This window comes from Chryseobacterium sp. CCNWLW53, from assembly GCF_037083525.1.
In the GTDB taxonomy this organism is placed as follows: Bacteria; Bacteroidota; Bacteroidia; order Flavobacteriales; family Weeksellaceae; genus Chryseobacterium; species Chryseobacterium lathyri.
Genome location: NZ_JBAOJR010000001.1, coordinates 50,281 through 74,811 on the forward strand (window position 1 = coordinate 50,281; position 24,531 = coordinate 74,811).

Consider the following 24,531-nt stretch of genomic DNA (forward strand, 5'->3'; position numbering starts at 1 on the left):
GATACATTTTTATATTGTTACATTATTGAAAAAGTTATACTTTTTCAATGACCATTGCATAGCCCTGTCCGACACCAATACAAAGGGTACACAATGCATATTTCTTATCCTGTTTCTGAAGTTCCATAGCGGCAGAACCAATGATTCTTGCTCCCGAAACTCCCAGCGGGTGACCGATGGCGATAGCTCCTCCATTTGGATTTACTCTTGAGTCATCATCTTTCAAACCTAAGCTTCTGGTCACAGCTAATGCCTGTGCTGCAAATGCTTCGTTCAGTTCAATGATATCCATATCGTCCAGGGAAAGATTTAATCTTTTTAATAGTTTCTGGGTCGCCTCTACAGGTCCGATTCCCATAATTCTTGGTTCCACACCAGCTACGGCAGATCCTAAGATCTTAGCTTTTGGTTTTAAACCATATTTTTTCACGGCTTCTTCACTGGCCAGGATAAGAGCTGCTGCTCCGTCATTCATTCCTGAAGCATTTCCTGCCGTTACGGTTCCTTCTTTTCTGAAAGCCGGACGAAGTTTTCCTAAACCTTCCATAGAAGATGTAGGTTTGATGAATTCATCCTGATCAAAAATTTTAGGCTCTCCTTTTTTCTGAGGAATTTCAACTTTTACAATTTCTTCCCCCAATCTTCCGCTTTGCTGAGCTTTTGTCGCTTTCTGCTGAGACCAAAGGGCAAATTTATCCTGATCTTCTCTACTGATATTGTGCATATCCGCTAAGTTTTCAGCGGTGTCTCCCATTCCGTCAACCCCGTACATTTCTTTCATCTTCGGATTGACAAAACGCCATCCGAAAGTGGTATCAAACATCTGGCTGTCTCTTCCGAAAGCAGCCCCCGGCTTAGACATTACGTAAGGTGAACGGGTCATATGTTCCACTCCACCGGCAATATAAATTTCACCTTCTCCGGAAGCAATGGAGCGGAAAGCATTAGCCACCGCCGACATTCCGGAAGCACAAAGTCTGTTGACCGTTTCTCCTCCAATTTTGTAAGGCAGTCCAGCCAATAAAAGCGCCATTCTCGCCACGTTACGGTTATCTTCTCCCGCCTGATTAGCGCATCCGAAAATAACGTCCTCAATTTCCTCAGCAGGAACTTCAGGATTTCTGCCCATAACTTCTTTAATAACCACTGCCGCCAGATCATCGGCTCTTACTTCTGATAATCCACCCTGTAGTTTTGAGATTGGGGTTCTGACGTAGTCTATGATGTATACGTTGTTCATTTTTATTAATTTAACAATGTATCAGTTTAACAATGTAACAATTGGATTGGTAGATTGGTACATTTTCAAATTGGTACATTTTATTTATAGTTCTGTTACTTTTTTTCCGATTTTGTAAACGGTTCCGACGAATTTTGCGATCAGCTCATTGTTTTGATTGGTGATCTTGATGTCGTAAACCGCTGTTTTTCTGGTATCATTGACCAGAATGCTTTCTGCTCTGAAAATATCACCTTCTTTTCCAGCTTTGGTAAAATTGATGATACAGTTCAGGGCAACGGCTGCGTCTCCAGAACTGTTGGACGAAAATGCCAGTGCAGAATCTGCAAAAGCAAACGTAACGCCTCCATGAACCGTTTTCAACCCATTGATCATCTCTTTCTTGATGGGCATTTCTATTAAACAATAATTTTCTTTGACTTCGATCATTTTGATATTCATCCATTGGGAAAAATAATCCTGACCTAACATATAATCTGCAACTTGTCTTGGATTCATTTTTAATTTATGCTTGTTATTTCTTCATATAATTCATCAACCAATTTGTCATAAATACTCATGGTTTTACCAAGAATTATCTGTTCATACTTAAGATGATTTTCTGAATTTGATAGATTTTGAGTTAGATAAGGAGCACTTAAATCAATACCGTTTTCATTGGCTATTTTTTTAATTAACTTTTTATATTTCTCATTAAACTTTCCTAGCAACTCAAGTCTCTCCTGCTCATCATCAGAGCAAGTTTCCTGGGTTAAATACCGTTTCTCGATTAAAAGTCTGGTCTCCAACTCAGCCTTGAATTCATCTATATTCATCATATTGACTTAATTTTATTGATTAATAATACTTTTCAAAACTTTAATTCCATTCTCATAGGATTTTTTAAAAAAGAAATTAATCAAGAAATAGATTATTATATAAAAAATAACTATCGGAAATATTAATGCTACTGCCTTTGCTCCAGTTTGAATACAATTAATAAGTACTGCAAAAACTGGAAGAATGCCCCACATATATAATAATATTCTGAATGTTCTATGAAATTTTGAACTCAACCTTATTATCGTCTCGTGTTCTTTTTGAATCAACTCGCCTTCAAAAACACACAAAATTCCTAATGGCATTTCAGCACTTATTACCTTAAAAAAGTTTTTCTCAGTATATCCTTTTAAAGATTTGTCAGTACTTCCCATCCTTAGAGAATGGCTTATCTGGCTGTTATTATTTATATTTAATAAAACCTTTTCAACAGAGTTTAAAGATTTCATTTCATCATATTTTTCAGGAAAATATTTCATATCACAATTTTCTCAACAAAGGGCTCTGTCTGTATCTTTCTTCCTGATATTCTCCGTAAAGATTTTGCAGAGTTTCAGAGATTTTTGAGTAGCCGATTTCTTTTCCCCAGCCTAGTAAGCCTTTTGGATAATTGACTCCTTTCTGCATTGCCAGCTCGATATCTTCATCGTTGGCAATTCCTAATCTTTTGGCCTCTACGGCTTCGTTGATCAACATTGAGATGATCCTTAAAAAGATCTCCTGATACAATGCATCATTTTTCTCAGCAACCGGTTTTTCTGCTCCTTCTGCGTAATCATAGAAACCTTTTCCGGTTTTTCTGCCGTGAAGTTTAGCTTCGGCCATTCTTTGCTGAAGCAGAGAAGGTTTGTATTTCGGATCGTAGAAATAGTCTTTGTAAACGGTTGTGGTTACGGCAAAATTAACGTCAACACCAATTAGGTCCATTAATTCAAATGGTCCCATTTTAAAATTTCCTAATGTTCTCATCGCTTCGTCTACCTGTTCCGGAGTTGCGACATTTTCTTCGACAATTCTCAAAGCTTCGCCATAGTAAGGACGGGCGATTCTGTTGACGATAAATCCGGGAATATCTTTAGCAATCACTGGGATTTTACCCCAATCTTTCATGAGGTTGTAGATTTTTTCCGGTAATGATTTTTCTGTTAATAAAGATGGAATCACCTCAACCAAAGGCATCAATGGTGCCGGGTTGAAAAAGTGAATTCCGATGAAACGCTCAGGTTTCTTTAATTCTGCACCAAGAGAGGTGATAGAAATGGATGACGTATTGGAACCGATGATACAGTCGTCCGAAACATAGGTTTCAAGCTCCGTAAATACTTTGGTTTTTATGTCTTTGTTTTCGATGATGGCTTCTATCACAAGATCGGAATCTTTCAGATCCTGTAAAGCTTCACCTTTAACGATATTGTTTCTGATTTCTGTGGCTTTTTCCTGAGAAATTTTAGCTTTATCCACTAATTTCTGAAGTGTTTTCTCTAAGCCTGATAGTGCTTTATCTATCTGCGGAGCATTTGCATCGAATAAAACGACTTTGCATCCCGCTGTTGCAGCCACCTGAGCAATTCCTACGCCCATGGTTCCTGCCCCAATAATTCCGATATTGTTCATGTTCTGTATTGTGTAAAATGTACAATGTAAAAAGTATGATCACAGCAATGTACTCTGTACATTGTACTTTTTACATTGTACAAAATCTTTTATTTCCCTTTATAATCAGGTTTTCTTTTCTGTAAAAAGGCGTTTACCCCTTCGATGAAATCTTCTGTCTCTGCAGCTTCCTGTTGTAGATCGCCTTCTAATTCTAATTGCTCTTTTAACGTGTTGTTATAAGATTGAGCGAAAGCTTTTTTAGTTAATCTAATAGCCGCAGTCGGCATATTTGACATTTTCTCAAGAATCTCCATAGATTTCGGAGCAAATTCTTCTTCAGTGAACACCTCAGCCACTAAGCCGTAAGATTTAGATTCTTCAGCTGATAGTCTTTTACCTGTAAATGCTAAATAATTAGCCAATTGTCTTCCCAATAATTTTGGAAGGAAATAAGTTCCACCCGTATCAGGAATGAGTCCTATATTTGAAAATGCCTGGGCAAAATAGGATTTATCTACCGCCAAAACAAAGTCACAGATCAATGCCAGCATCGCACCTGCACCTACTGCAGGGCCATTTACCAATGCCACAACAGGTTTTTTACAACGCGTAATCTCTGTTACCAGAGGATTGTAGTAGTCCACTACAATTTTTCTGATGATATCGTTATCATGGTGCTCATTGCCCTGTACGAAAGCATCATCCAGATTCTGACCGGAGCAGAAAGCTCTTCCTCTTCCTGAAATCGCCACACATCTTACTGTAGGGTCTTCGCTACATTCTTTAATGAAATCTTTAAGATCTGATAAAGATGGCTTTGTAAGCGCATTCATTGTTTCCGGCTGATTGAGGTAAGCAATTTTCAGTTTTCCGTCAAAATGCGTTTCAATATCAAGTTGTGTATACATGGTTTTAAATTTAAAATTAAATGATTAAAGAATTAAAAAATTACACTGCTCTAATTTAACAATATAAAATAATGTGGCAATCGCTGTAGTGTAACAATCTAACAGATTAATGATGCAACAAATAATTTAACAATCTAACAGTTTAACAATGTAACAATTATTCCGGCATTGGTAAACTGGTACATTGATTTATTGCTACATAATCATCAATGACATTTAAAATAATCAAACGGCTCCAGACAGTCTAAGCATTGATAAGAGGCCTTACACAAAGTAGATCCAAATCTGCTGATCTGTTTTGAATTCATAGAACCACAACGCGGACATTGTTTCGGTTTCCCGATGTGATGTTCGTCTGCTCCTTTTTCAGGAGGTGTGATTCCGTAAATACGAAGTTTTTCTCTCGCTTCATCCGTTAACCAGTCTGTAGTCCATATCGGAAACATTTTGGTTACCACTTTCGCATCCCAGCCGTTTTCCTTCATGATCTTCACAATGTCTTCTTCAATGGTGAACATGGCAGGACAGGCAGAATAAGTAGGGGTAATCGTTATTTCACAAGTATTCTCGCTGGTAACTTTTGCTTCTCTTACAATACCCAATTCCACAATATTGATTACCGGAATTTCGGGATCAGGAACTAATTCTAATATTTCTAAAGGATTTTTCATTTTTAAAATGTACCAATTTATCAATCTAACAGTCTAGCAATTAATTGTTACATTGCTAAACTGCTGGATTGTTACATTTAGAATTACCACGTACATCCCGGATACGCTCTCTGCATATACTGAAGTTCGCAAAGAATAAATCCGAAATATTCTGTATGATATCCTGTTCTGGATTTAGGCTGCATGAATGGATTTGCCGGGTATTCCAATCCATATTCTGCAAAATCTTTTTGTGTGATGGTTAAGAATTCCTTGTACAATTCGTCTCCGTCCGGAGCGATATTTAAAGCAATTAAATCATCCTCTCCTTCCACTTTCGCAAATAATCCTTTTGAATATTCCCAAATATTATCAAGAGATTTTACTAAACGTTCACGGCTTTCTTCTGTTCCCTGAGCGAAAATTTTCATCCAGGAAGAAGCGTGCGTATAATGGTATCTCACTTCTTTTAAAGATTTCTGGGCGAGTGCAGAAAGTTCTTCATCTGCGGAATTTGACAATGCCTCGTACATCAGTTTCTGATATACAGAGAATACATAAACTTTAAGAATGGTCTGCGCATAATCTTCATTAGGAAGTTCTACCCAATGTGCGTTGACGTATTCATGCTCGTATCTTAAGAAGGCTAGATCATCTTCACTTTTACCGTTATCAATAACTCTTGATGCATATACATAAAAGTTATTGGCTTGGCCAAGTTCGTCCAATGCAATGTTTGTCAATGCAATATCTTCCTCTAAATAAGGACCTTCACCACACCACGCAGACAACCTTTGTCCCATGATGAAGCTGTCATCAGCAAACTTTAATAAATAATTATATAGTGGATTCATTGTTTTATTTTTTTTGTAAAACGTAAAATGTCGGTTGTACTTTGTACTTTTTACAGCCTACCTTTTACAGAAAATTACATGTTTTTTACATCATTAGGAATATCATAGAATGTCGGGTGACGGTATAGTTTGTCATCTGCCGGGTCAAAGAAAGCTTCCTTGTCTACTCCTTCTGAAGTCACAATATACTTACTTGGAACCACCCAAACAGAAGTTCCTTCTTTTCTTCTGGTATAAACGTCTCTTGCATTCTGCAAAGCCATTTCTGCTGTTGGCGCCTGTACTATTCCTGCGTGTTTGTGAGATAATCCCGGTTTAGTCTGAATAAACACTTCCCACATATCTAAATTTGCCATAATAAAAATTAATTTAACAATGTATCAATCTAACAATTTACCAATAATGAGATTCTTCGCTTTGCTCAGAATGATCAATTGATTGTTACATTTTTACATTGGTATATTGTTACATTGAAATTTTTTGTTGTTTCTCTGCAAAAGCTATTGCTGCTTCTTTTACCCAAAGGTTTTCCTGCTGTGCTTTTACTTTGGTCTGTAATCTTTTCTTATTACAAGGTCCGTTTCCTTTTAAGATTTCCATGAATTCATCCCATGGAAGTTCTCCGAAATCGTAATGCTGTCTTTCTTCATTCCACTTCAGATCTTTATCCGGAATGGTTAATCCTAAAAATTCAGCCTGAGAAACGGTAACGTCGATAAATCTCTGACGAAGACTGTCGTTACTTTCTCTTTTTACTCTGTAATTCATTGAGATTTTAGAGTTAGGCGAGCTGTCGTCATTCGGACCAAACATCATCAAAGCTGGCCACCAGAAACGGTTTAACGAAGCCTGAGCCATTTCTTTCTGCTGTTTTGTACCACGGCAAAGTGCCATTAGAATTTCGTAGCCCTGTCTTTGGTGAAAAGATTCTTCTTTACAGATTTTCACCATCGCTCTCGAATAAGGACCGTAAGAATTCCCCATCAACATTACCTGATTCATGATTGCAGCACCATCTACCAACCAACCGATCGCGCCGATATCTGCCCAGCTCAATGTAGGATAGTTGAAAATACTTGAATATTTTGCTTTTCCTTCCAACATATCATCATAGGTTGCGTCTCTGTCCGCTCTGATGGTTCCGTTTCCTAAGGTTTCAGTTGCAGAATACAGATATAATCCGTGACCTGCTTCATCCTGAACTTTAGCTAAAAGAGCCATTTTTCTTCTCAGTGAGGGTGCTCTTGAAATCCAGTTGGCTTCCGGCAACATTCCGACAATCTCAGAATGCGCATGCTGTGAAATTTGGCGAACCAACAGTTTTCTGTAATCATCGGGCATTACATCTTTTGGTTCTACTTTATTTTCTTCGTGAACGTATTGAACAAATTTTTCTAAGTCCATAATTTTCAATTTAGCAATGTATCAGTTTAAGAATGTACCAATGATTGTTACACTGGTAAACTATTAGATTGTTACATTAATTTTACACATCATAATTAAGCATCACCACATTCGTTGTCGGGTGACATTGACACGTCAGAACATAGCCTCTGGCTACTTCGTCTTCGGTAAGCGCGAAATTTTTCTCCATGAAAACTTCTCCTTCCAGAACCTGCGCCTTACACGTACAGCAAACTCCTCCCTTACAAGCAAAAGGTACAGGAAGATTGTCTTTTAATGCTTTATCTAAGATACTCTCTTTTTTAGAATTAAGGTGGAACGAATATTCATCATCATCAATGATTACCGTCACCATACTTTCTATATTCGCAATGGCCTTGAATTCATCACTCATTTCCTCAGAATTTTCATCATCAGGAGCAGTGAAATATTCAAATAAAACCTGAATGGCAGGTACTTTTTTATCTTTCTTTAAATAATCGGAAATCCCTTTAATCATTTCCGCAGGGCCGCAGATGAAATAAGTGGCTTCTTTTACATCAATATCTGTATATCTTTCAAATAACTGCTCTAATTTTTCAGCAGAAATTCTTCCTTCAAATACAGGATCTTCATGTTTTTCACGGCTTACCAGATAAATCACCTTCAGTCTTCCGTTGAAATGCTCTACCAGTTTATCGATCTCAGCTCTTTTCATCACATGATTCATGCTTCTGTTGCTGTAGAAAAGATAAGCGCAGCTGTTCGGCTCCTGATAAAGGCTTTCTTTAATATTGGATAAAACAGGACTGATACCGCTTCCTGCCGCCAAACCCACATAGGTTTTCACATTGGTAGGGTGATAAGAAGTATTGAAACCACCCATCGGAGGCATTACTTCCAGAACCTCATCCATATGAAGGTGCTCATTGAAATACCCTGAAACCTTTCCGCCGTCCAAAAGCTTCACCAGCACTTCCAGTGTGTTGCTTTTTTCGCTCGGAGCGTTGCAGATAGAATAAGAACGTCTTTCTTCATTCCCGTTGATCATCATACGGAAATTAAGATACTGCCCCTGCTTGAACCTGAATTTATCCTTCAGCTCCTCAGGAACTTCTACCGCTACGTTTACCGCATCAGGAGTATCTTTCTGAACCTTTACCGTTTTAAGTTTATAAAATGAATTCATTATTTTTTAAGTATTCTATTAATTTTTCCGCCTTCGCACTTAGGCAGGCTGTCCTGGGCATGAATTTTTACTTTCGTGGTGATCCCTACCCTCTTTTTTATTTCGTTTTCTATGTTTTTTCCAAAGCTGCCGACAAAATTAAAATAATCATCGGTATCAGCATCTATTTTTTGAGCTTTCACCAATTCATCATCAATTTCTACGTCGATATCCAATGCTACACACATCTGCTCTTTTTCAACCGGTGTAAGATAATAGTTCGGAACTACTCCTTTTACGTGTGAAAATACCTCTTCGATCTGGCTTGGATATACATTAACCCCTCTTACGATCAGCATATCGTCTGCTCTTCCTTTGATAGGTCTCATTTTCACCATGGTTCTCTTCGCATTTTCATCATAGTAAAGACTTGTAATGTCATTCGTCCAATACCGTAAAAGCGGCATGGCTTTTTTCGTTAAAGTCGTAATAACCAGAACCCCTTCTTCCCCAAACGCAACCGGTTGTTTCGTCACCGGATCCAATATTTCAGGATAAAAATGGTCTTCCCAAATGTAAGAACCTCCTTTCTCTTCAAAATCCTCCATGGATACTCCGGGACCGATGATCTCGCTTAATCCATAGATATTCGTTGCATGAAGGCCTAATCTTTCCTCGATATGGCTTCTGATAATTTCCGTCCATGGCTCGGAGCCTAAAACAGCATATTTCAGACTGATTTCATCTGCAGAAACTCCTCTTTTCGTAAATTCATCCGCAATCGTCAATGCATAAGAAGGCGAGCAGCAGATTACTTCAGGTTTAAAATCTAAAATCAAATCAACCTGTCTGGCAGTCATTCCTCCTGAAATAGGAAGAACGCTCATCCCTAATTTTTCAGCGCCGTAATGAAGTCCCAATCCACCGGTAAAAATTCCGTATCCGTAAGCATTGTGCAGCTGCATTCCCGGTCTTGCTCCTGCTGCATATAATGATCTGGCAACTACTTCACTGAAAAGATCCACATCTTCTTTTGTGTAGCCCACCACTGTAGGTTTTCCTGTAGTTCCGCTGGAACAGTGAATTCTCTGCAGCTCATTTTTCGGAACGGTAAAAAGTCCAAACGGATAATGATCCCTCAAGTCCTGTTTGTAGGTAATCGGAAGTTTCGTGATATCTTCAATCGACCTTATATCCTGTGGAGCTATTCCTGATTCATTAAATTTCCCTCTATAAAATTCTGATCTCTCTCCAAGATAGCCGACCAAATCTGTCAACCGTTCAGACTGAAGCTGTCTCAACTGGTCGAGCTTTATATATTCAACTGAAAAATCCATATCCTACTAACTAACATTTGTTAGGTGTAAATTTAAAAAGAATTTCTATGCTGACAAAATTTTTATGACTTTTGTCATATTTTGAATGATTCTAAATAACTGAATAGGCTACAATGAGTTATTTTTCCGTAAACAGTCCCAATATTAGGGTTACATGAGAAGGCTCTTATTTGAACCATTAAGATTTTTTTAAGGAAAAATAATTAAGGAACTAGCAAAGCTATTGTCATTCATACTTGAAGAGAGTAACTATTAGGTCACGTCATTCCTGAACATCCTTGGCAAGGTTTAAAACCTTGCCAAGGATAAAAAATACGATTTTCAGCACTAAAACATTCAGCTTAAAATGTAAATCTTGTGCACAAGCTTTTGTGTCTTTTGTGGTAAAAAATTATTGCTTTTGATTTCCTAGCAAGCCATAGAGGAGCTTAGCTCTTATTTCATCTGTAATTTCAGAAGTGGATTCCGTATTTCTTTTGAACCAGAAATAGGAATTATTAAGGGTATGAAGAATAAATCTTGTCGTAAAAGTCGGTGATTTCAGTTCCCATTTTTCAGCTTCGTAGATCTCAGAAATTAACTGCTCTACCTCATCCTGATAGTTCTTTCTCAATGCTATAAATTCAGGAAGTCTTTCTTCAAGGTGTCTCCATTCATTAGAATAAATATGGGTAACATCACGATTTTGAAGAACGACGGATAAATGCTTGTCTAAAAATAAATTGAGTTTATCTTTTGGAGCAATGTCCGTATTTTTCACTTCCTGGAGTTCATCAAAAAAATCCTGTGCAATGCCAAAGCAAATCCATTCCAGAATTTCTTCCTTTGAACGGATATGAGCATACAGTGACGCAGCTTTGATATTAAGCTTTGTGGCAAGATCTCTAACCGAGCTGCCCATATATCCTTTCTCTTTGAAAAGTTCTACGGCTACGTCTAAAATTTTCTTTTGTTTTTCTTTAAGCTCCATCTGGTAAAATGCAAAAGTAATTATTCTGAGGTTAATAAATTAATTTAACACTATGATTTTAAACACAGAAGCGGGAGTTTTACTAAACGACCTTGTCAAATCAGCAATTTTTCTATTTGGAGTTTCTGGTTAAGTTTAGATAAAAAGCCTTTAAATATTAAAATCGCTCCTTCATTCCATTTTCAATTTTTCCCGAATCGGACGGTTTTTCCATTATTTCAAAGCCAATATTAAAGAATCGGAAATTTTGTCAAGTTAATTTAACGTTAAAAATAGATAATCCGGAAATTTTGTCTATGTTTTTTGTAAATTTAATAATTGAACGATTTTTGAAATACAGTAATCGATTAAATGATTAAATAACTTGATGGCATTAAGAAACCGGGCCTGAAAATTTGGTTTCTTGGTGTCTTTTTAAAACTGAATCAAAAACAAATATTACCAAAAACATAAAAAATATGAACTTAAACCAATATACTGTAAAATCACAAGAAGCCATCCAGGCAGCACAGCAGACTGCCATGGAATTTGGTAACCAAAGTATTGAGCCACAACATATACTTGAAGGAATTTTTCAGGTAGATGAAAATATTTCACCTTTCTTACTAAAAAAATCTGAAGCGGATGCCAATCTGGTAAGGGAAAGAAACAGAGAAAATATTGAGAGACTTCCAAAAGTTCAGGGAGGGAATATTTATCTTTCCCAGTCTGCGAACAAAGTTTTGCTGGACGCCCCGAATATTGCTAAAAAAATGGGCGACGAATATGTAACTATTGAGCATCTGTGGCTTTCGTTACTGGAAACCAGTTCCGAAGTATCCAAAATGCTTAAGGATATGGGCGTTACTAAAAGCCTGTTGGAAGGTGCTATCAAAGAATTAAGAAAAGGAAGCAAGGCTACTTCTGCCAGTTCGGAAGAGACTTACCAATCCTTAAATAAATATGCTAAAAACTTCAACGAATTAGCAGCGGAAGGAAAACTGGATCCGGTAATCGGGCGTGATGAAGAGATCAGAAGAGTGCTTCAGATTCTTTCGAGAAGAACTAAAAACAATCCGATCCTTATCGGGGAACCGGGTGTAGGTAAAACAGCCATTGCTGAAGGTATTGCCCACCGAATTATTTCGGGAGATATCCCTGAAAACCTGATGGACAAAACGCTGTACTCTCTGGATATGGGGGCACTAATTGCCGGAGCCAAATACAAAGGTGAATTCGAAGAACGTTTGAAATCTGTGGTGAATGAGGTGATCAAGTCTGAAGGGCAGATCATCCTATTCATTGATGAAATCCATACTCTGGTAGGCGCCGGAGGCGGTGAGGGTGCAATGGATGCAGCCAATATCCTGAAACCTGCTTTAGCAAGAGGAGAATTAAGAGCAATCGGTGCCACTACCTTGAATGAATATCAAAAATATTTTGAGAAAGATAAAGCATTGGAGAGACGTTTCCAGAAAGTAATGGTGGAAGAGCCGGATACGGAATCTGCCATTTCAATTCTTCGTGGAATTAAAGATAAATATGAGGCTCACCATAAAGTACGAATTAAAGATGAGGCGATCATTGCCGCAGTGGAAATGTCTCAGCGATATATTTCAGACCGTTTTTTACCGGATAAAGCGATTGACCTTATCGACGAAGCTTCAGCGAAGTTGAGAATGGAAATCAATTCAAAACCGGAAGAACTGGATGTACTGGACAGAAAACTGATGCAGCTGGAAATTGAATTGGCAGCTATCTCAAGAGAAGGCAACCAAACGAAAATTGATCATTTGAAAGAAGATATTTCAAAAATTTCTGAGGAAAGAAATGAGATCAACGCGAAATGGCTGAAAGAAAAACAAAAATCTGAGGATTTAACACAGATTAAAAAAGATATTGAGTCTTTGAAACTGGAAGCAGAAAAAGCCTCAAGGGCTGGAGATTATGCGAAAGTTGCAGAAATTCAATACGGAAAAATAAAGGAAAAAGAAGATGCTCTGCAGAAACTTGAACTGGAGATGCAGAACCATCAGAATGAATTAATTAAAGAGGAAGTAACTTCTGAAAACATCTCTGAAGTCATTGCAAAATGGACAGGAATTCCTGTTACCAAACTTATCCAGTCTGAAAGAGAAAAGCTTCTGAATCTTGAAACTGAGCTTCACCATCGTGTCGTTGGGCAAGATGAAGCAATAGGAGCTGTTGCAGATGCCATCAGAAGAAACAGAGCAGGATTAAGCGATGAGAAAAAACCAATCGGATCTTTCTTATTCTTAGGAACAACTGGTGTTGGTAAAACTGAGCTTGCTAAAGCTTTGGCTGAATATTTATTCGATGATGAGAATAATATGACGAGGATTGATATGAGTGAATACCAGGAAAGACACAGTGTTTCCAGACTGGTAGGTGCTCCTCCGGGATATGTAGGATATGATGAAGGCGGACAGCTGACGGAAGCAGTACGAAGAAGACCTTATTCTGTGGTTCTTCTGGATGAAATTGAAAAAGCGCATCCGGATGTTTTCAACACTTTGCTGCAGGTTTTGGATGACGGGCGCCTGACAGATAATAAAGGACGTGTGGTGAATTTTAAAAATTCAATCATCATTATGACTTCCAACTTAGGTTCGCATCTGATCCAGGAGAATTTTGAAGACATTACAGAAGAAAACCAGGACGAGATCGTCAGCAAAACCAAGGATGAAGTTTTTGATCTTCTGAAACAAACGCTCCGTCCGGAATTCCTGAACAGAATTGATGAAGTGGTATTATTCCAGCCTTTAAACAAAAAAGAGATCGGAAAAATTGTTCAGTATCAGCTGAGAGGCTATAATGATATGCTTTCCAAGCGAAACATTATCATGACCGCCACTCAGGACGCCCTGGATTACCTGATGAATAAAGGCTATGACCCTTCCTTCGGAGCAAGACCGCTGAAAAGAGTAATTCAGCAGGAAGTATTAAATAAATTGTCAAGAGAAATTCTGGCCGGAAAGGTAAATGACGGTGACAGAATCACTTTAGATTATTTTGAAGAAACAGGTTTGGTTTTCAGACCGACAGATCAGTAAAGTAGTTTTTTTCATATATATTATTTTTGTAAGTAAGTGGTGCAGCCCAATCTGCATCACTTATTTTTTTATTGACTTTTTTATCATAATCATGTGAAATATTACTACATTTATCATTCAAAAAAATTACTAACCAAAACAAAATCAGCATGAAAAAATTAAAAAGAAGTTCATTAAGAACTATTTTAGGAGGAAAAATTGACTGCAGTTGCAACATATTAATTTACCCTGACGGCTCTACCAGCGGAACGTGTGCTACAGAACATTGTTCACAGATCAACATCAATTGTGGACAGGCTGAATGCAGACCTGGTCTTATTGACTAGCCTCTAAAATAATGGTATGAAAAAGCTAAAAAGAAATGATTTAAAAAGAATCAGTGGTGGTGTATCGTCTGCAATTACAGAATGCGACATCGATATGAACTGCCCTGCAGGACTGTGCTGTTCAACAGGATATATCTGTAGGGATCCCAAAAAATATCCTTGTATTTAACTATAAGCCGGAGTAAAATCTCCGGCTTTTTTATTTATTACAGCCGTTATAAGATAGGAGTTCAAAAGTCAGTTGGACTATATTATTTTACAGCCCATATGCAATCCGTAAAAACACGGAAAATAAACAGGAAAAAACACATCCGTTTACCTTGAAATTTTTACGAGATTTGCACTACTAACTAACATTCTTTTATAAAACTAACGTTATGAAAACAAAATCTACTTATGAGGCCGGAGCAAACGAGTCTGCCTCAAGCACAAATACCATTGCTTCAGAGCTTGTTCAACAGTTAATAGGCAACTACAGAAACAATCAGATGCAGGCTGTTAATAAAGAATTAGGGATTACGGATTCTCATGCCATATGGTTTGATCTTCCTAAACTGAAAAAATTTATAGCATGTGTTGAGAATGAAGCGGCAAAAGTAAATCCTGAGGTTACTGAAGAAGATTTAGGCATCAGGTTCTATTATGCTGCCTATCCAAAAGCTGAAGACTGGGCCATTATGGAAAGTCATCCTGTAGAAAAGGAATATGCAGAAAGACATACTTTAGTAATGATCCCGACCCTGAAAAAAGCGGATGAAACAGGGGAAATGCTTAACTATGATTTCTGTCCGTTTAATTCAGAATCAGTTTTAGCTATGGCTTCAAAAACCGGACAGCCGGCTGGTCTTGAAACCCTTGCTGAAAATCACGGAACACTTTCACCACCACACGATACAAAAGCTGAACAATTCCCTTAATTCAATAATTTATTTATCTCACAACAAACATGACTGATTTTCAGAAGATACTCCAGGAGTCTCTAATCTGGGTAGAAGGACTTGCTGCCCTAATATCCATTATTTACTATAACCGTGGTAGTACAGACAGATATTGGAAATATTTTTCTTTTTATCTTATTCTTATGTTTTTGTGTGAAGTAATAGGTAAATGGGGACATCTGTTTATAGACTATGACAAACCGAAGTTTTTTAATTATTTTGTAATTCCTATTGAATTTCTTTTCTTTTACTGGCTTTATGCGGCCAAGTCACTGGGAAGGCCAAAACTTTTCTATACTTTATCATTCTTCTATTTATTGTCATTTTTACCAAGTGAAATATTTTTTACAACAAAAAAAATAATTTTCTCTTTCAACTATACATTTGGATGTCTTATGTTAATGGTGCTGGTTATTATGGAATATTATAAACAGATTAACTCCTCGGAAATATTAAATTTCAGCAGAAATAAAATGTTCTACATCAACCTAGGTGTTACATTGTTCTATATTGGAACTTTGCCATTTTGGACATTTTTCAGTCTTCTGGCCAAGTACAAAGAACTGTGGGATATGTATTTTAATTATTTTCTTATAACCGGAATTACAATGTATCTTTTATTTTCAATTTCATTTGTATGGGGAAAACGGAGCTCTTAATAACGATTATTCTATTCAACATCTTCTTTGTGTTGTTTGTCGCTGCAGTAATGGTATACATCAGAAAATACAAGCAGCGCAAAAGAGAATACATCAATGAAATTGAAGTGAAAAACGAAATCCACAAACGGGAACTCCTGGCTACACAGCTTGAGATTCAGCAGGCTACTATGCAGCAGATAGGACGTGAGCTTCATGACAATATCGGCCAAAAACTAACACTTGTGAGCCTGTATACCCAACAGTTGCTTTACGAAAACAGAGTTCCTGAAGTAAACGAGAGAATCGATCAGGTTTCTCAAATTATAAATCAGTCGCTACAAGACCTCCGAAGCCTTTCAAAAACTCTGACAGATGATAATATAAACCAGAAGGAAATCGTAACTTTGATTCAGGAAGAGGTAGATAATACCAACAGTTTCAAAAGATGCCATGTGAGTTTTGAACACAACTTTAAGCAGCTTGATCTTGGATTTGTCCACAAAAATGTGCTTCTCCGGATCATACAGGAATTTATTCAGAACAGCATCAAGCATGCAAACTGTAAAAATATTTTTATCAACCTGAATACTTCCGAGGAAGTACTCTGGGAGCTCAACCTCAGGGATGACGGTATTGGATTCGACAGCACCGAGATAAAATCCAACGGCATTGGCCTGACTAATATGAAAAACAGGGCAGCCATCATAGGTGCGGATTTCAGTCTTGAAAGTCAGAAGAATACCGGAACTACACTCAATATTATTTTAAAAAAACAGCCATGAAAAAAACAATAGTAATTGTTGATGACCATGTATTAATTGCCAAAGCTCTGGAAGGAATTATTGATAATTTTAATGAATTTGAAGTAATCTATGTGTGTGAGAATGGTAAAGATCTGATCCAGAAATTTGAAGACAACGGTGCAATCCCGGACATCATCCTTCTAGATATCAGTATGCCAATTATGGACGGCTTTGAAACCGCTGCCTGGCTCACACAGAATCATCCGGAGATTAAAGTAATGGCACTGAGCATGCAGGGCGATGACAACAGTGTCATTAAAATGATCAAAAACGGTGCAAAAGGATACTTATTAAAAAATACCCATCCTAAAGATCTGGAAACGGCATTAACAAGATTAAATTCTGACGGCTTTTTCTATCCGGAATGGGCTTCAAAAATTATATTTTCCAATCTGAACAAAGATAAGGAAGCAGAAAATACCGTAAGAATTTCGGACCGTGAAAGAGAATTCCTGAAATACACCGTCACCGAACTAAGCTATAAAGAAATTGCAGACAGAATGTGCTGCAGTCCGAGAACTGTAGAAAGCTACCGTGACCAGCTATGCGACAAATTGGACCTTAAAACACGGGTCGGCCTGGCAGTTTTTGCTATTAAAAATGGTTTTGCAGGTTAAACTAACAAAAGAAAAAGTTAAAAATATAAATCAGTTAAAATAATTAAAGTAAATATTTTTAATTAAAACAATTTTATGTGAAAAATATTTAAATTCAAATTGTAAAATTGATTAAAATTCAATTAAAAAAGCCGAAAACAAAATAATACTCAACAACTACTGCTATTTAATGGTAATTATTCAAATATGTGTGAATATTTTTGCGTATTAATTTTTTATAATATAAATTTGGAGAGCAAACCATTTACAATATATTATGAAAAAACTATTCTTCGGAGCTCTCGTTCTGGGCTTCATGTCAGCTTGTACAAGTGATAATATATCCAATCAGGAGGATATATCTCAGGATCCGGGAAATCCTTCAAGCACTATGGCTTCAAAAAGAGCCTGTCCTTCAGATATCATAAGGGAAAAGGCGCTCAAAAGCGATCCGGCATTAAGAGCCAGATTTGAAGCTAATGAGTTACAGTCTGAAAAGTTTTCAAGAGACATTATGATGGGCAAAGTGCTTGCAGATGGAACAGTGGAAATTCCGGTTGTTTTCAATGTGATCTATAACACTTCTACCCAAAATATTTCTGACGCAAGAATTGCAGAACAAATCGCAGTACTAAATGCAGACTATGGTGCTACCAATTCTGATGTAGCTAACATACCATCTGCATTTCAGCCAGCAGCAGCGGGTGATGTAAAGATCCGTTTTAAACTGGTGACAACCAACCGTAAGCAATATACAAAAACAGGCTGGAGATCCGATCTGGAAGAAATGAAAAAATCAACTACCGGAGGTATTAATGCAACTGATCCTACTAAAAACCTGAATATCTGGGTGGTTAATTCTATTCTTGATGAGAATAGCCAGCCCGGGACACTGGGATACGCTTATTATCCTGAATCTGCCGGTTTATGGTATGACGGACTTGTTATAGGCTACCAGTACATCGGAAAAACAGGTGCTTCCGCTCCATTCAATTTAGGCAGAACAGTTACGCATGAAGTAGGCCACTATTTAAACCTGCCTCACCTTTGGGGATCATCCAACACAGGCTGTCAGACAGATTATTCTAATGACACTCCTACTTCTCCGGGACCTAACTACGGAACACCATCTTATCCTTTAAACAGAGTTTGCGGAGGAGTAAGCCGGTCCCAAATGTTTATGAACTATATGGATTATGTAGATGATAAAGCTATGTTCATGTTCTCTGCCAACCAGAAAACAAGAATGCAGGCCGTAGTAGCTGCAGCCGGTCCAAGAGCTGGATTAAGATAACAATATCCAAATTAACTTAAATATAAGAGCCTGAAGTTTTCCTTCGGGCTTTTTATTTAATGATTCAGTATTTTTAGACTATGAGTTATCAGGACATATGAGTAAAATGCGGAATAAAGTATTTCTAATAAGAGAATTTGAACTTAAAACCCACTTGCTGTAATTCATATTAATAATAAACAAAATAACCTATTTCAAATTCAAAAAAATTAAAATTTTGCTATAAATTTTAAAAAAATTAAATTATTTTTCCGTCAATCATCAAATTAACATAAAATCAACACAAGTCCAAATTAGCAATAATAAGCACAACGAATTGAGTAAAATATTATTACATTAATAATAAAAATTGAAAAAGTGTTGCATAATAGTTTTTAATAATATAAATTCACACTCTGAAACTATACAAAATAACAACTTTATGAAAAAACTATTATTGGGAGCCGTTGTATTAGGCTTTATGTCGGCTTGTAACAGTGACAATATGTCAAACCAAAGCGAAAACCCTGCAAATGAAGAGGTTTCTTCGGCCGACATGTTCAAAAGGGGTTGTGCCTCTGAAGAAGTAAGACAGGAAGCATTAAATAGTGATGCTCAACTTAGACAAAAGTTTGTAACACTAGAAGCGAATACAGAAAAATTCGCTAATGAATTAAAACTTGGAAAAGTTCTGGCAGATGGTACTGTAGAAATTCCTGTTGTTGTAAATGTATTATATAAAACTACTGCAGAAAACGTATCTGACGCAAGAATCGCGGAACAAATCGATGTATTAAATGCTGATTTCACAGGAACAAATAGTGATGCCAGTAAAATCCCTGCTGAATTTCAGACTGTAAGTGCTGGTGATACGAAAGTAAAATTCAGATTGGTAAATACCATAAGAAAAGCCACAAGCAAGACAAGCTGGGCAACCAATGATGATATGAAGAAAGCATCCAAAGGAGGAATTGATGCTACAAGCCCGGCAAATTACTTAAACATCTGGGTTGTAGGTAAAATGACAAGCCAAGGAAGAACTATTCTTGGATACGCTACATTCCCCGAATCTGCAGGATTATGGAATGACGGTGTAGCCATTGCCGCTCCATATTTTGGAAAAACAGGAGCAGCTTCACCATTTAATTTAGGAAGAACCGCAACACATGAAGTAGGACATTATTTAAATCTTAGACACATCTGGGGAGATGCAAGCTGTGGTAACGATCAGGTTACAGACACTCCTACGCAGACTACTGCTAATTATGGAAAACCAACGTATCCATTATACAACACATGTAGTGGTGTTCAAAGATCTGTAATGTTTATGAATTATATGGATTATGTAGATGATGCTGCCATGTTTATGTTCTCAGCTGGACAGAAAGCAAGAGTTCAGTCGGTAATTGCTTCTACAGGAGCAAGATCCGGACTAAGACTTTATTAAAATTTAAATTGATTTCAATAAAAAGCCTGAATTTTCTGTTCAGGCTTTTCTTTTATAATGATTTCGTATTATTATCAGGGGTATAATCCATAAAAATATCTCCATCCAGCGTCACCGATTTTACTTTCTTTTTAATAGGGATCGCAAGGGCTGCATGCATCTGGTTTTTTTCCCATAAGGAAGGTGAAAAATGAAGCTTTTCCACCGATCCGTCTTCGTAATTTAAGACAGCATCAAAAGGAATTGCAAAGCCTCCAACATTATCCACATTGACTGTAAGAAGATCGTTAAGCTGTATAATGTCGGTTATTTTCAGATCAATATAATTATTGGTATAGAACCAGTTTTGGAAGAACCAATTCAGGTTTTTCCCGGAACCTGCGTTCATTGAATTAAAATAATCCCAAGGTACCGGGTGTTTTCCATTCCAGTTGTTCATATAATGCAGAAGCGCTTTTTTAAACAGTTCATCTCCTAAATAATCTTTCAATGCAAGATAAGACAGGGATGCTTTTACATAGGAATTGTTTCCGTATCCGGCTCCGCTTACCTGTGTACTCATAGTAATAACCGGCTGGTCCTGTTCTGCAGAAGGATCGTTGATCCATTTTTTGACACGGAAATTTTTATAGAATTCTTTTGCCGCGGCTTCACCGTTTTCATCAATTCCGATCAGGTATTCAAGGGTAGTTGCCCAACCTTCATCCATAAAAGCATACCGGGTTTCATTGATTCCCATATAAAAAGGGAAATAGGTATGGGCAATCTCGTGATCTGCGGTAAGCCTTGCATCACGAAGATCATCAGGAATACTTGTATCATTAATCATCATTGGGTATTCCATATCCGCATATCCCTGAATCGCAGTCATAACATTATAAGGATATTCCACGCCCGGCCATTTTTTTGAGAACCAATCCAGATTATAACGCATCCAGTCTACATATTGCTCAAAGTCTTTTGCTCCGGCTTTATATCCTGCCTGGACACTTGCTCTTTTTGTTTTTAACTGAACGCTTGCTGCATCCCAAACATAATGGCTGCTTAATGCAAAGCAAAAATCCGTAATATGATTGGCTTTGAATTTCCAGACATTCCATTTGTTCTGCCTGGTTACTTTTCCGGATTTCATTTCCTCCTCAGAAGCAATATGGATCACTTTGTCGCTTTTAAGAGAAGTTTTATATCTTTTTAAATATTCCTGCTGAAGTACTGCTTCAGGATTCAGAAAATCACCGGTAGCCCATACTACAAAATTCTTTGGTGCTAAAATGGTAAAACTGTAATCATTAAAATCATTATAAAACTCCTGTCTGTCTGAATGGGGAAGCATATCCCAGCCATTGTAATCATCATAAACGGAAATCCTCGGGAAAGAATAGGCTACATAAAAAGTTTCAGGATCTATCTGCCCTTCTCTTCCGCTCTGTATGGAAAGCGGATATTCCCATTCTATTTTCACTTCAGCTTTAGCTCCGGCCTTGAGTGCTTTATTCAGCTTTACTTTTTCTACAGTTCCCCAATCATCGCTGTTTACCATATATTTCTCACCATTGATGATCATAGATTTAATATGAAGACCTGAAGACAGGAAATCTTTGGACACAGAACCTGATCTCGGCGACTGCGGCTTATGAAGGTTATTTACAAATCTGATTGCCAGTTCATGAAGTACATCAGGGCTGTTATTGCTGTATGTGATCGTTTCTTTTCCGGAAACGGTTTTGCTTCCCGCATCCACTTTTACCTCAACATTATAAATCCCTTTATTCTGCCAATAGTTTTTGCCCGGAGCACCGGAAATATCACGGGTCCCTTTTTCATAGGCTTTCTTAATATTTCTTGGCATATACAGCTCCTGGGCAGCGATCTGCTGCATCGAAACAGTAGCTACCAGAGCATAAAGAAATTGTTTCATATCTCTAATTTTAAAAAATAAATATCAAAATTAGCGAAAATGTCACACAGAAAAGGAATTTCTTCTATAATAATGTTTTTATGGATACCAGTTCTTTATTTTTTATAAAGGCCGATGCCGAGGGCCGAAAGGTATTGAACATGTTATATAATTTCTGTAATCAATAAGTAACAGCAATCTTCTATAATCTATCCTCTTCATCTGTTTTCTTAATAGTTCTTGCATTCTTCACGGACTGGTTTCCAAAATTGAATTTAAGAGAGAGTGTGAATCCCTGAGTATCTCCGTAATCCAGAAAATAATTGTCCTGATTGGCATATTTTGTACTTACCTTCTGCCCCATGCTCCTGAAAATATCATTGAAAATAAATGAGGCTTCCAGTTTCTTATCAAAGAATTTACGGTTCATTGCAAGATAAGCAGACCATGCGCTGGAGATCGTAAAAGTTCCTTGTATCCCAGGTGAATAATACTTGTGCCCAATCTCCATTTTCCAGTCATTACTTTTATCTAAAGTAATTGCTGTTGAAACATTGGACACCCAGTTCCAGACCTTATTTTTATACAGAAGTCCATCAAGTCCTTTGAAATAATTTTCGTTGTGTTCCAGGTTTTCAGAAACGATCAATGTCCACCACGGTTTGATCTGAAAGCTTTTGTACAGACTTGCTCCAAAAGCCTGACCTTTTTCAATATTGGTAAAATAATAGATCAGATTATTCGTACTGGGTTCCTGAAATGAAATTTCCATAGACGGATAGATCTCTTTTCTATAATACAGATCCAAATTCCACCCTTTCCAGGAATACGTCAGATTGAGGTTATGAATAATGGTAGCCTTCAGTTTCGGGTCTCCCTGGTAATAGGAGAATAAATTATAATATGACTTCGCAGGATTTAGCCAGGAATAAGAAGGCCTGCTGATTCTTTTCCCGTAGGAAAACCCGAATTCATGCTTACTTTCCGTGGAATACTGAACATAAAAAGTCGGAAAAAGACTCCAGTACTTATTTTTGTTTCGTTCATAAGGTTCGGACACTACCCCTTCCAGATCCGTCATTTCAGCGCGTAGACCACCTTTAAAATTCCATTTTCCAAGATTGTAAGCCAATGACGAATAGGCAGCAAAATTATGTTCCTTGTAATCAAACAGGCTGCTTTTCTCCGGACGCAATTGAAGAGAACCGTTTTCGTTGTCGGAAAAATCCAGTCCGCTCATTGTTTTCACAAAACTGTACTTCAGTCCGGACTCAATCTCAAGCTTTTTATCTTTCCACTGATAATCAGCCTGTGTGGAATACAGCTGGACATCTGTTTTATTTTGGGTGAAAAAATTATCATCCTTTGGTGCTTCCCCTGCAAAATTCAGGTGAGTCAGTACATTTTGATATTTATCCACGTTGTTTCCGGTAAAATAACTGATCCATGAAAGGCTGCTCTTCTTATTAAGTTTTCTGTCAACCTGAAAGCTTAATGAATTATTGATCGTCCGGGACTGATGATCATTAACCGTTGTATAATCAGACTCTGCAATATCCTGACTGTTGTAGATTAATGTAGGAACGACGTAAGTTCCAAAAGACTTCGGACTGAAGTATCCTGAATAATTCAGACTCATATTTGTCAGGCTGTCAATTTCATATTCAGCATTGAAGTTGAGGGTATTCTGCGCTCTGTTCTTGTCCTTTCTGTTCATCGTACTCACCCATCTCTTCTGGCTTTCCTGATAATTCACATAATCTGTTCCCTCACGATAGTACGTTCCAAAACCTCTGTAATAACTTCCCATCAATGAAAGTTTGTCTTTCTTATAATATTGGGAGACCCCTACAACTCCTTTTGCATATTGGGTCTGAACATATTTGGAGGAAACAATTCCGCGGTAGCCTTCGATCTTATTCTTCTTCATAACAATATTCAGGACTGCACTGCCGGATGCTTCATATTTTGCTGGTGGATTGGTGATGACTTCTACCGATTTTATTTCGTCTCCCTGTGTGTTTTCAAGAAAATTTTTGAGCTCATCACCAGTCAGCATTACCTTTTTATCATTAATGGTTACCAGAATTCCCGTTCCTCCTTTGATGGCGATCACATCATTGTTTATTGTAACACTCGGCGTTTTCTTTAAAATCTCCCAGGCATTAAGAGAAGAAATATTGCTGTTTTCTACATTGAATTCCAGTCTGTCTACTTTTCTGGTGACCATCGGTTTCTGTTTGGTCATAACGACAGCTTCTATTTCCCGGGTTTCTTTCTTAAGAAAGATCTTTAAAAGTCCATTATCCTTTTGTAAACTTATTATCTTTTCAAAAGGAGTATAATCTGTTTTTTTGACTGTTATTTTCACTGAATCAACGGCTATGCCTTCTAAATGGAATTGCCCGTCTGTATCTGTTTTCAGTGTTTTGATCAGCTCATTTTTTAAATTATAAATTCCGATATCCGCAGAGGCTAGCTCTCCATTCTCAGTGTCCGTCACTGAACCTTTGATAATCTGCACCTGTGCGGACAAGAGCATTGGAAAAAACAGGAAAAGAAAAATTTTATACATAATTGATTCTGAAAAGCATGGATGTTACTCTGCTTGACGGTTCAAAATTCAGTATTT

At 37.4% G+C, this 24,531-nt stretch carries 23 protein-coding genes; 8 read left to right on the forward strand and 15 right to left on the reverse strand.

The genetic code is table 11. The features are described from left to right. Positions 1-34 precede the first annotated feature (34 nt). From pcaF to V6R96_RS00310, 13 genes are all read right to left on the reverse strand, one after another. Entirely contained in the window at positions 35-1,240 is a 1,206-nt protein-coding gene (pcaF, locus tag V6R96_RS00250; RefSeq protein WP_336377657.1) for a 3-oxoadipyl-CoA thiolase, read from the reverse strand. An 84-nt stretch (positions 1,241-1,324) separates the two neighbouring features. Continuing rightward, positions 1,325-1,738 carry a hotdog fold thioesterase gene (locus V6R96_RS00255; protein WP_336377658.1) on the reverse strand — a complete coding sequence of 138 codons (414 nt, stop codon included), beginning with the start codon at positions 1,736-1,738 and terminating at the stop codon, positions 1,325-1,327. Positions 1,739-1,740: 2 nt separating this feature from the next. Beyond that, positions 1,741-2,058 carry a hypothetical protein gene (locus V6R96_RS00260; RefSeq protein ID WP_223558305.1) on the reverse strand — a complete coding sequence of 106 codons (318 nt, stop codon included), beginning with the start codon at positions 2,056-2,058 and terminating at the stop codon, positions 1,741-1,743. A 12-nt stretch (positions 2,059-2,070) separates the two neighbouring features. After that, on the reverse strand, positions 2,071-2,538 hold the full coding sequence (locus V6R96_RS00265) for a hypothetical protein (protein WP_223558304.1): 468 nt from the start codon (positions 2,536-2,538) through the stop codon (positions 2,071-2,073). 1 nt (position 2,539) lies between these two features. Next, positions 2,540-3,673, reverse strand: coding sequence for a 3-hydroxyacyl-CoA dehydrogenase NAD-binding domain-containing protein (locus tag V6R96_RS00270; RefSeq protein WP_223558303.1), 1,134 nt, complete (start codon positions 3,671-3,673; stop codon positions 2,540-2,542). 89 nt (positions 3,674-3,762) lie between these two features. Next, positions 3,763-4,563: an enoyl-CoA hydratase/isomerase family protein gene (locus tag V6R96_RS00275; protein ID WP_111957315.1), complete on the reverse strand. Its 801-nt coding sequence runs from the start codon at positions 4,561-4,563 to the stop codon at positions 3,763-3,765. A 206-nt stretch (positions 4,564-4,769) separates the two neighbouring features. Continuing rightward, positions 4,770-5,234 (reverse strand): 1,2-phenylacetyl-CoA epoxidase subunit PaaD, encoded by a 465-nt coding sequence (gene paaD / locus V6R96_RS00280; protein ID WP_223558301.1) that lies wholly within the window; start codon positions 5,232-5,234, stop codon positions 4,770-4,772. Between the two features lie 83 nt (positions 5,235-5,317). Beyond that, positions 5,318-6,067 (reverse strand): 1,2-phenylacetyl-CoA epoxidase subunit PaaC, encoded by a 750-nt coding sequence (gene paaC, locus V6R96_RS00285; RefSeq protein WP_336377659.1) that lies wholly within the window; start codon positions 6,065-6,067, stop codon positions 5,318-5,320. Between the two features lie 74 nt (positions 6,068-6,141). Further along, entirely contained in the window at positions 6,142-6,423 is a 282-nt protein-coding gene (gene paaB / locus V6R96_RS00290; protein ID WP_034725794.1) for a 1,2-phenylacetyl-CoA epoxidase subunit PaaB, read from the reverse strand. A gap of 109 nt (positions 6,424-6,532) precedes the next feature. Then, on the reverse strand, positions 6,533-7,471 hold the full coding sequence (paaA, locus tag V6R96_RS00295; protein WP_336377660.1) for a 1,2-phenylacetyl-CoA epoxidase subunit PaaA: 939 nt from the start codon (positions 7,469-7,471) through the stop codon (positions 6,533-6,535). 82 nt (positions 7,472-7,553) lie between these two features. Then, on the reverse strand, positions 7,554-8,639 hold the full coding sequence (locus V6R96_RS00300) for a 2Fe-2S iron-sulfur cluster-binding protein (protein ID WP_111957305.1): 1,086 nt from the start codon (positions 8,637-8,639) through the stop codon (positions 7,554-7,556). After that, positions 8,639-9,955, reverse strand: a complete 1,317-nt coding sequence (locus V6R96_RS00305) for an AMP-binding protein (protein ID WP_336377661.1) — start codon at positions 9,953-9,955, stop codon at positions 8,639-8,641. The genes V6R96_RS00300 and V6R96_RS00305 overlap by 1 nt, the downstream gene beginning before the upstream one ends. Positions 9,956-10,346: 391 nt before the next feature. Beyond that, a complete protein-coding gene (locus V6R96_RS00310) occupies positions 10,347-10,925 on the reverse strand; it encodes a TetR/AcrR family transcriptional regulator (RefSeq protein ID WP_223558297.1) in 579 nt (192 codons plus the stop codon). A gap of 458 nt (positions 10,926-11,383) precedes the next feature. Here V6R96_RS00310 and clpB point away from each other — a divergent pair, with 458 nt between their 5' ends. The 8 genes from clpB (at position 11,384) to V6R96_RS00350 (ending at position 20,002) form a co-directional block, all read left to right on the forward strand. Continuing rightward, on the forward strand, positions 11,384-13,978 hold the full coding sequence (gene clpB, locus V6R96_RS00315; protein WP_336377662.1) for an ATP-dependent chaperone ClpB: 2,595 nt from the start codon (positions 11,384-11,386) through the stop codon (positions 13,976-13,978). A 149-nt stretch (positions 13,979-14,127) separates the two neighbouring features. After that, positions 14,128-14,304, forward strand: coding sequence for a hypothetical protein (locus V6R96_RS00320; protein WP_167409422.1), 177 nt, complete (start codon positions 14,128-14,130; stop codon positions 14,302-14,304). Positions 14,305-14,320: 16 nt separating this feature from the next. Further along, entirely contained in the window at positions 14,321-14,473 is a 153-nt protein-coding gene (locus V6R96_RS00325; RefSeq protein WP_157963381.1) for a hypothetical protein, read from the forward strand. 208 nt (positions 14,474-14,681) lie between these two features. Then, positions 14,682-15,221, forward strand: a complete 540-nt coding sequence (locus V6R96_RS00330) for a hypothetical protein (RefSeq protein WP_336377663.1) — start codon at positions 14,682-14,684, stop codon at positions 15,219-15,221. A gap of 658 nt (positions 15,222-15,879) precedes the next feature. Next, positions 15,880-16,665, forward strand: coding sequence for a histidine kinase (locus tag V6R96_RS00335; protein WP_336377665.1), 786 nt, complete (start codon positions 15,880-15,882; stop codon positions 16,663-16,665). Then, entirely contained in the window at positions 16,662-17,303 is a 642-nt protein-coding gene (locus V6R96_RS00340) for a response regulator transcription factor (protein WP_111957291.1), read from the forward strand. The genes V6R96_RS00335 and V6R96_RS00340 overlap by 4 nt, the downstream gene beginning before the upstream one ends. Positions 17,304-17,559: 256 nt before the next feature. Continuing rightward, the gene (locus V6R96_RS00345; protein WP_111957289.1) at positions 17,560-18,576 is read left to right on the forward strand and encodes a zinc metalloprotease; all 1,017 of its coding nucleotides are present in this window, start codon (positions 17,560-17,562) and stop codon (positions 18,574-18,576) included. A 421-nt stretch (positions 18,577-18,997) separates the two neighbouring features. Then, positions 18,998-20,002 (forward strand): zinc metalloprotease, encoded by a 1,005-nt coding sequence (locus tag V6R96_RS00350; protein WP_336377666.1) that lies wholly within the window; start codon positions 18,998-19,000, stop codon positions 20,000-20,002. Positions 20,003-20,054: 52 nt separating this feature from the next. Here the strand turns inward: V6R96_RS00350 and V6R96_RS00355 are convergent, their stop codons facing one another. Further along, complete coding sequence (locus tag V6R96_RS00355) at positions 20,055-21,920, reverse strand: M1 family metallopeptidase (RefSeq protein WP_336377667.1); 1,866 nt, start codon at positions 21,918-21,920, stop codon at positions 20,055-20,057. 181 nt (positions 21,921-22,101) lie between these two features. Then, on the reverse strand, positions 22,102-24,474 hold the full coding sequence (locus V6R96_RS00360; protein ID WP_336377668.1) for an outer membrane beta-barrel family protein: 2,373 nt from the start codon (positions 24,472-24,474) through the stop codon (positions 22,102-22,104). Positions 24,475-24,531: the final 57 nt, after the last annotated feature.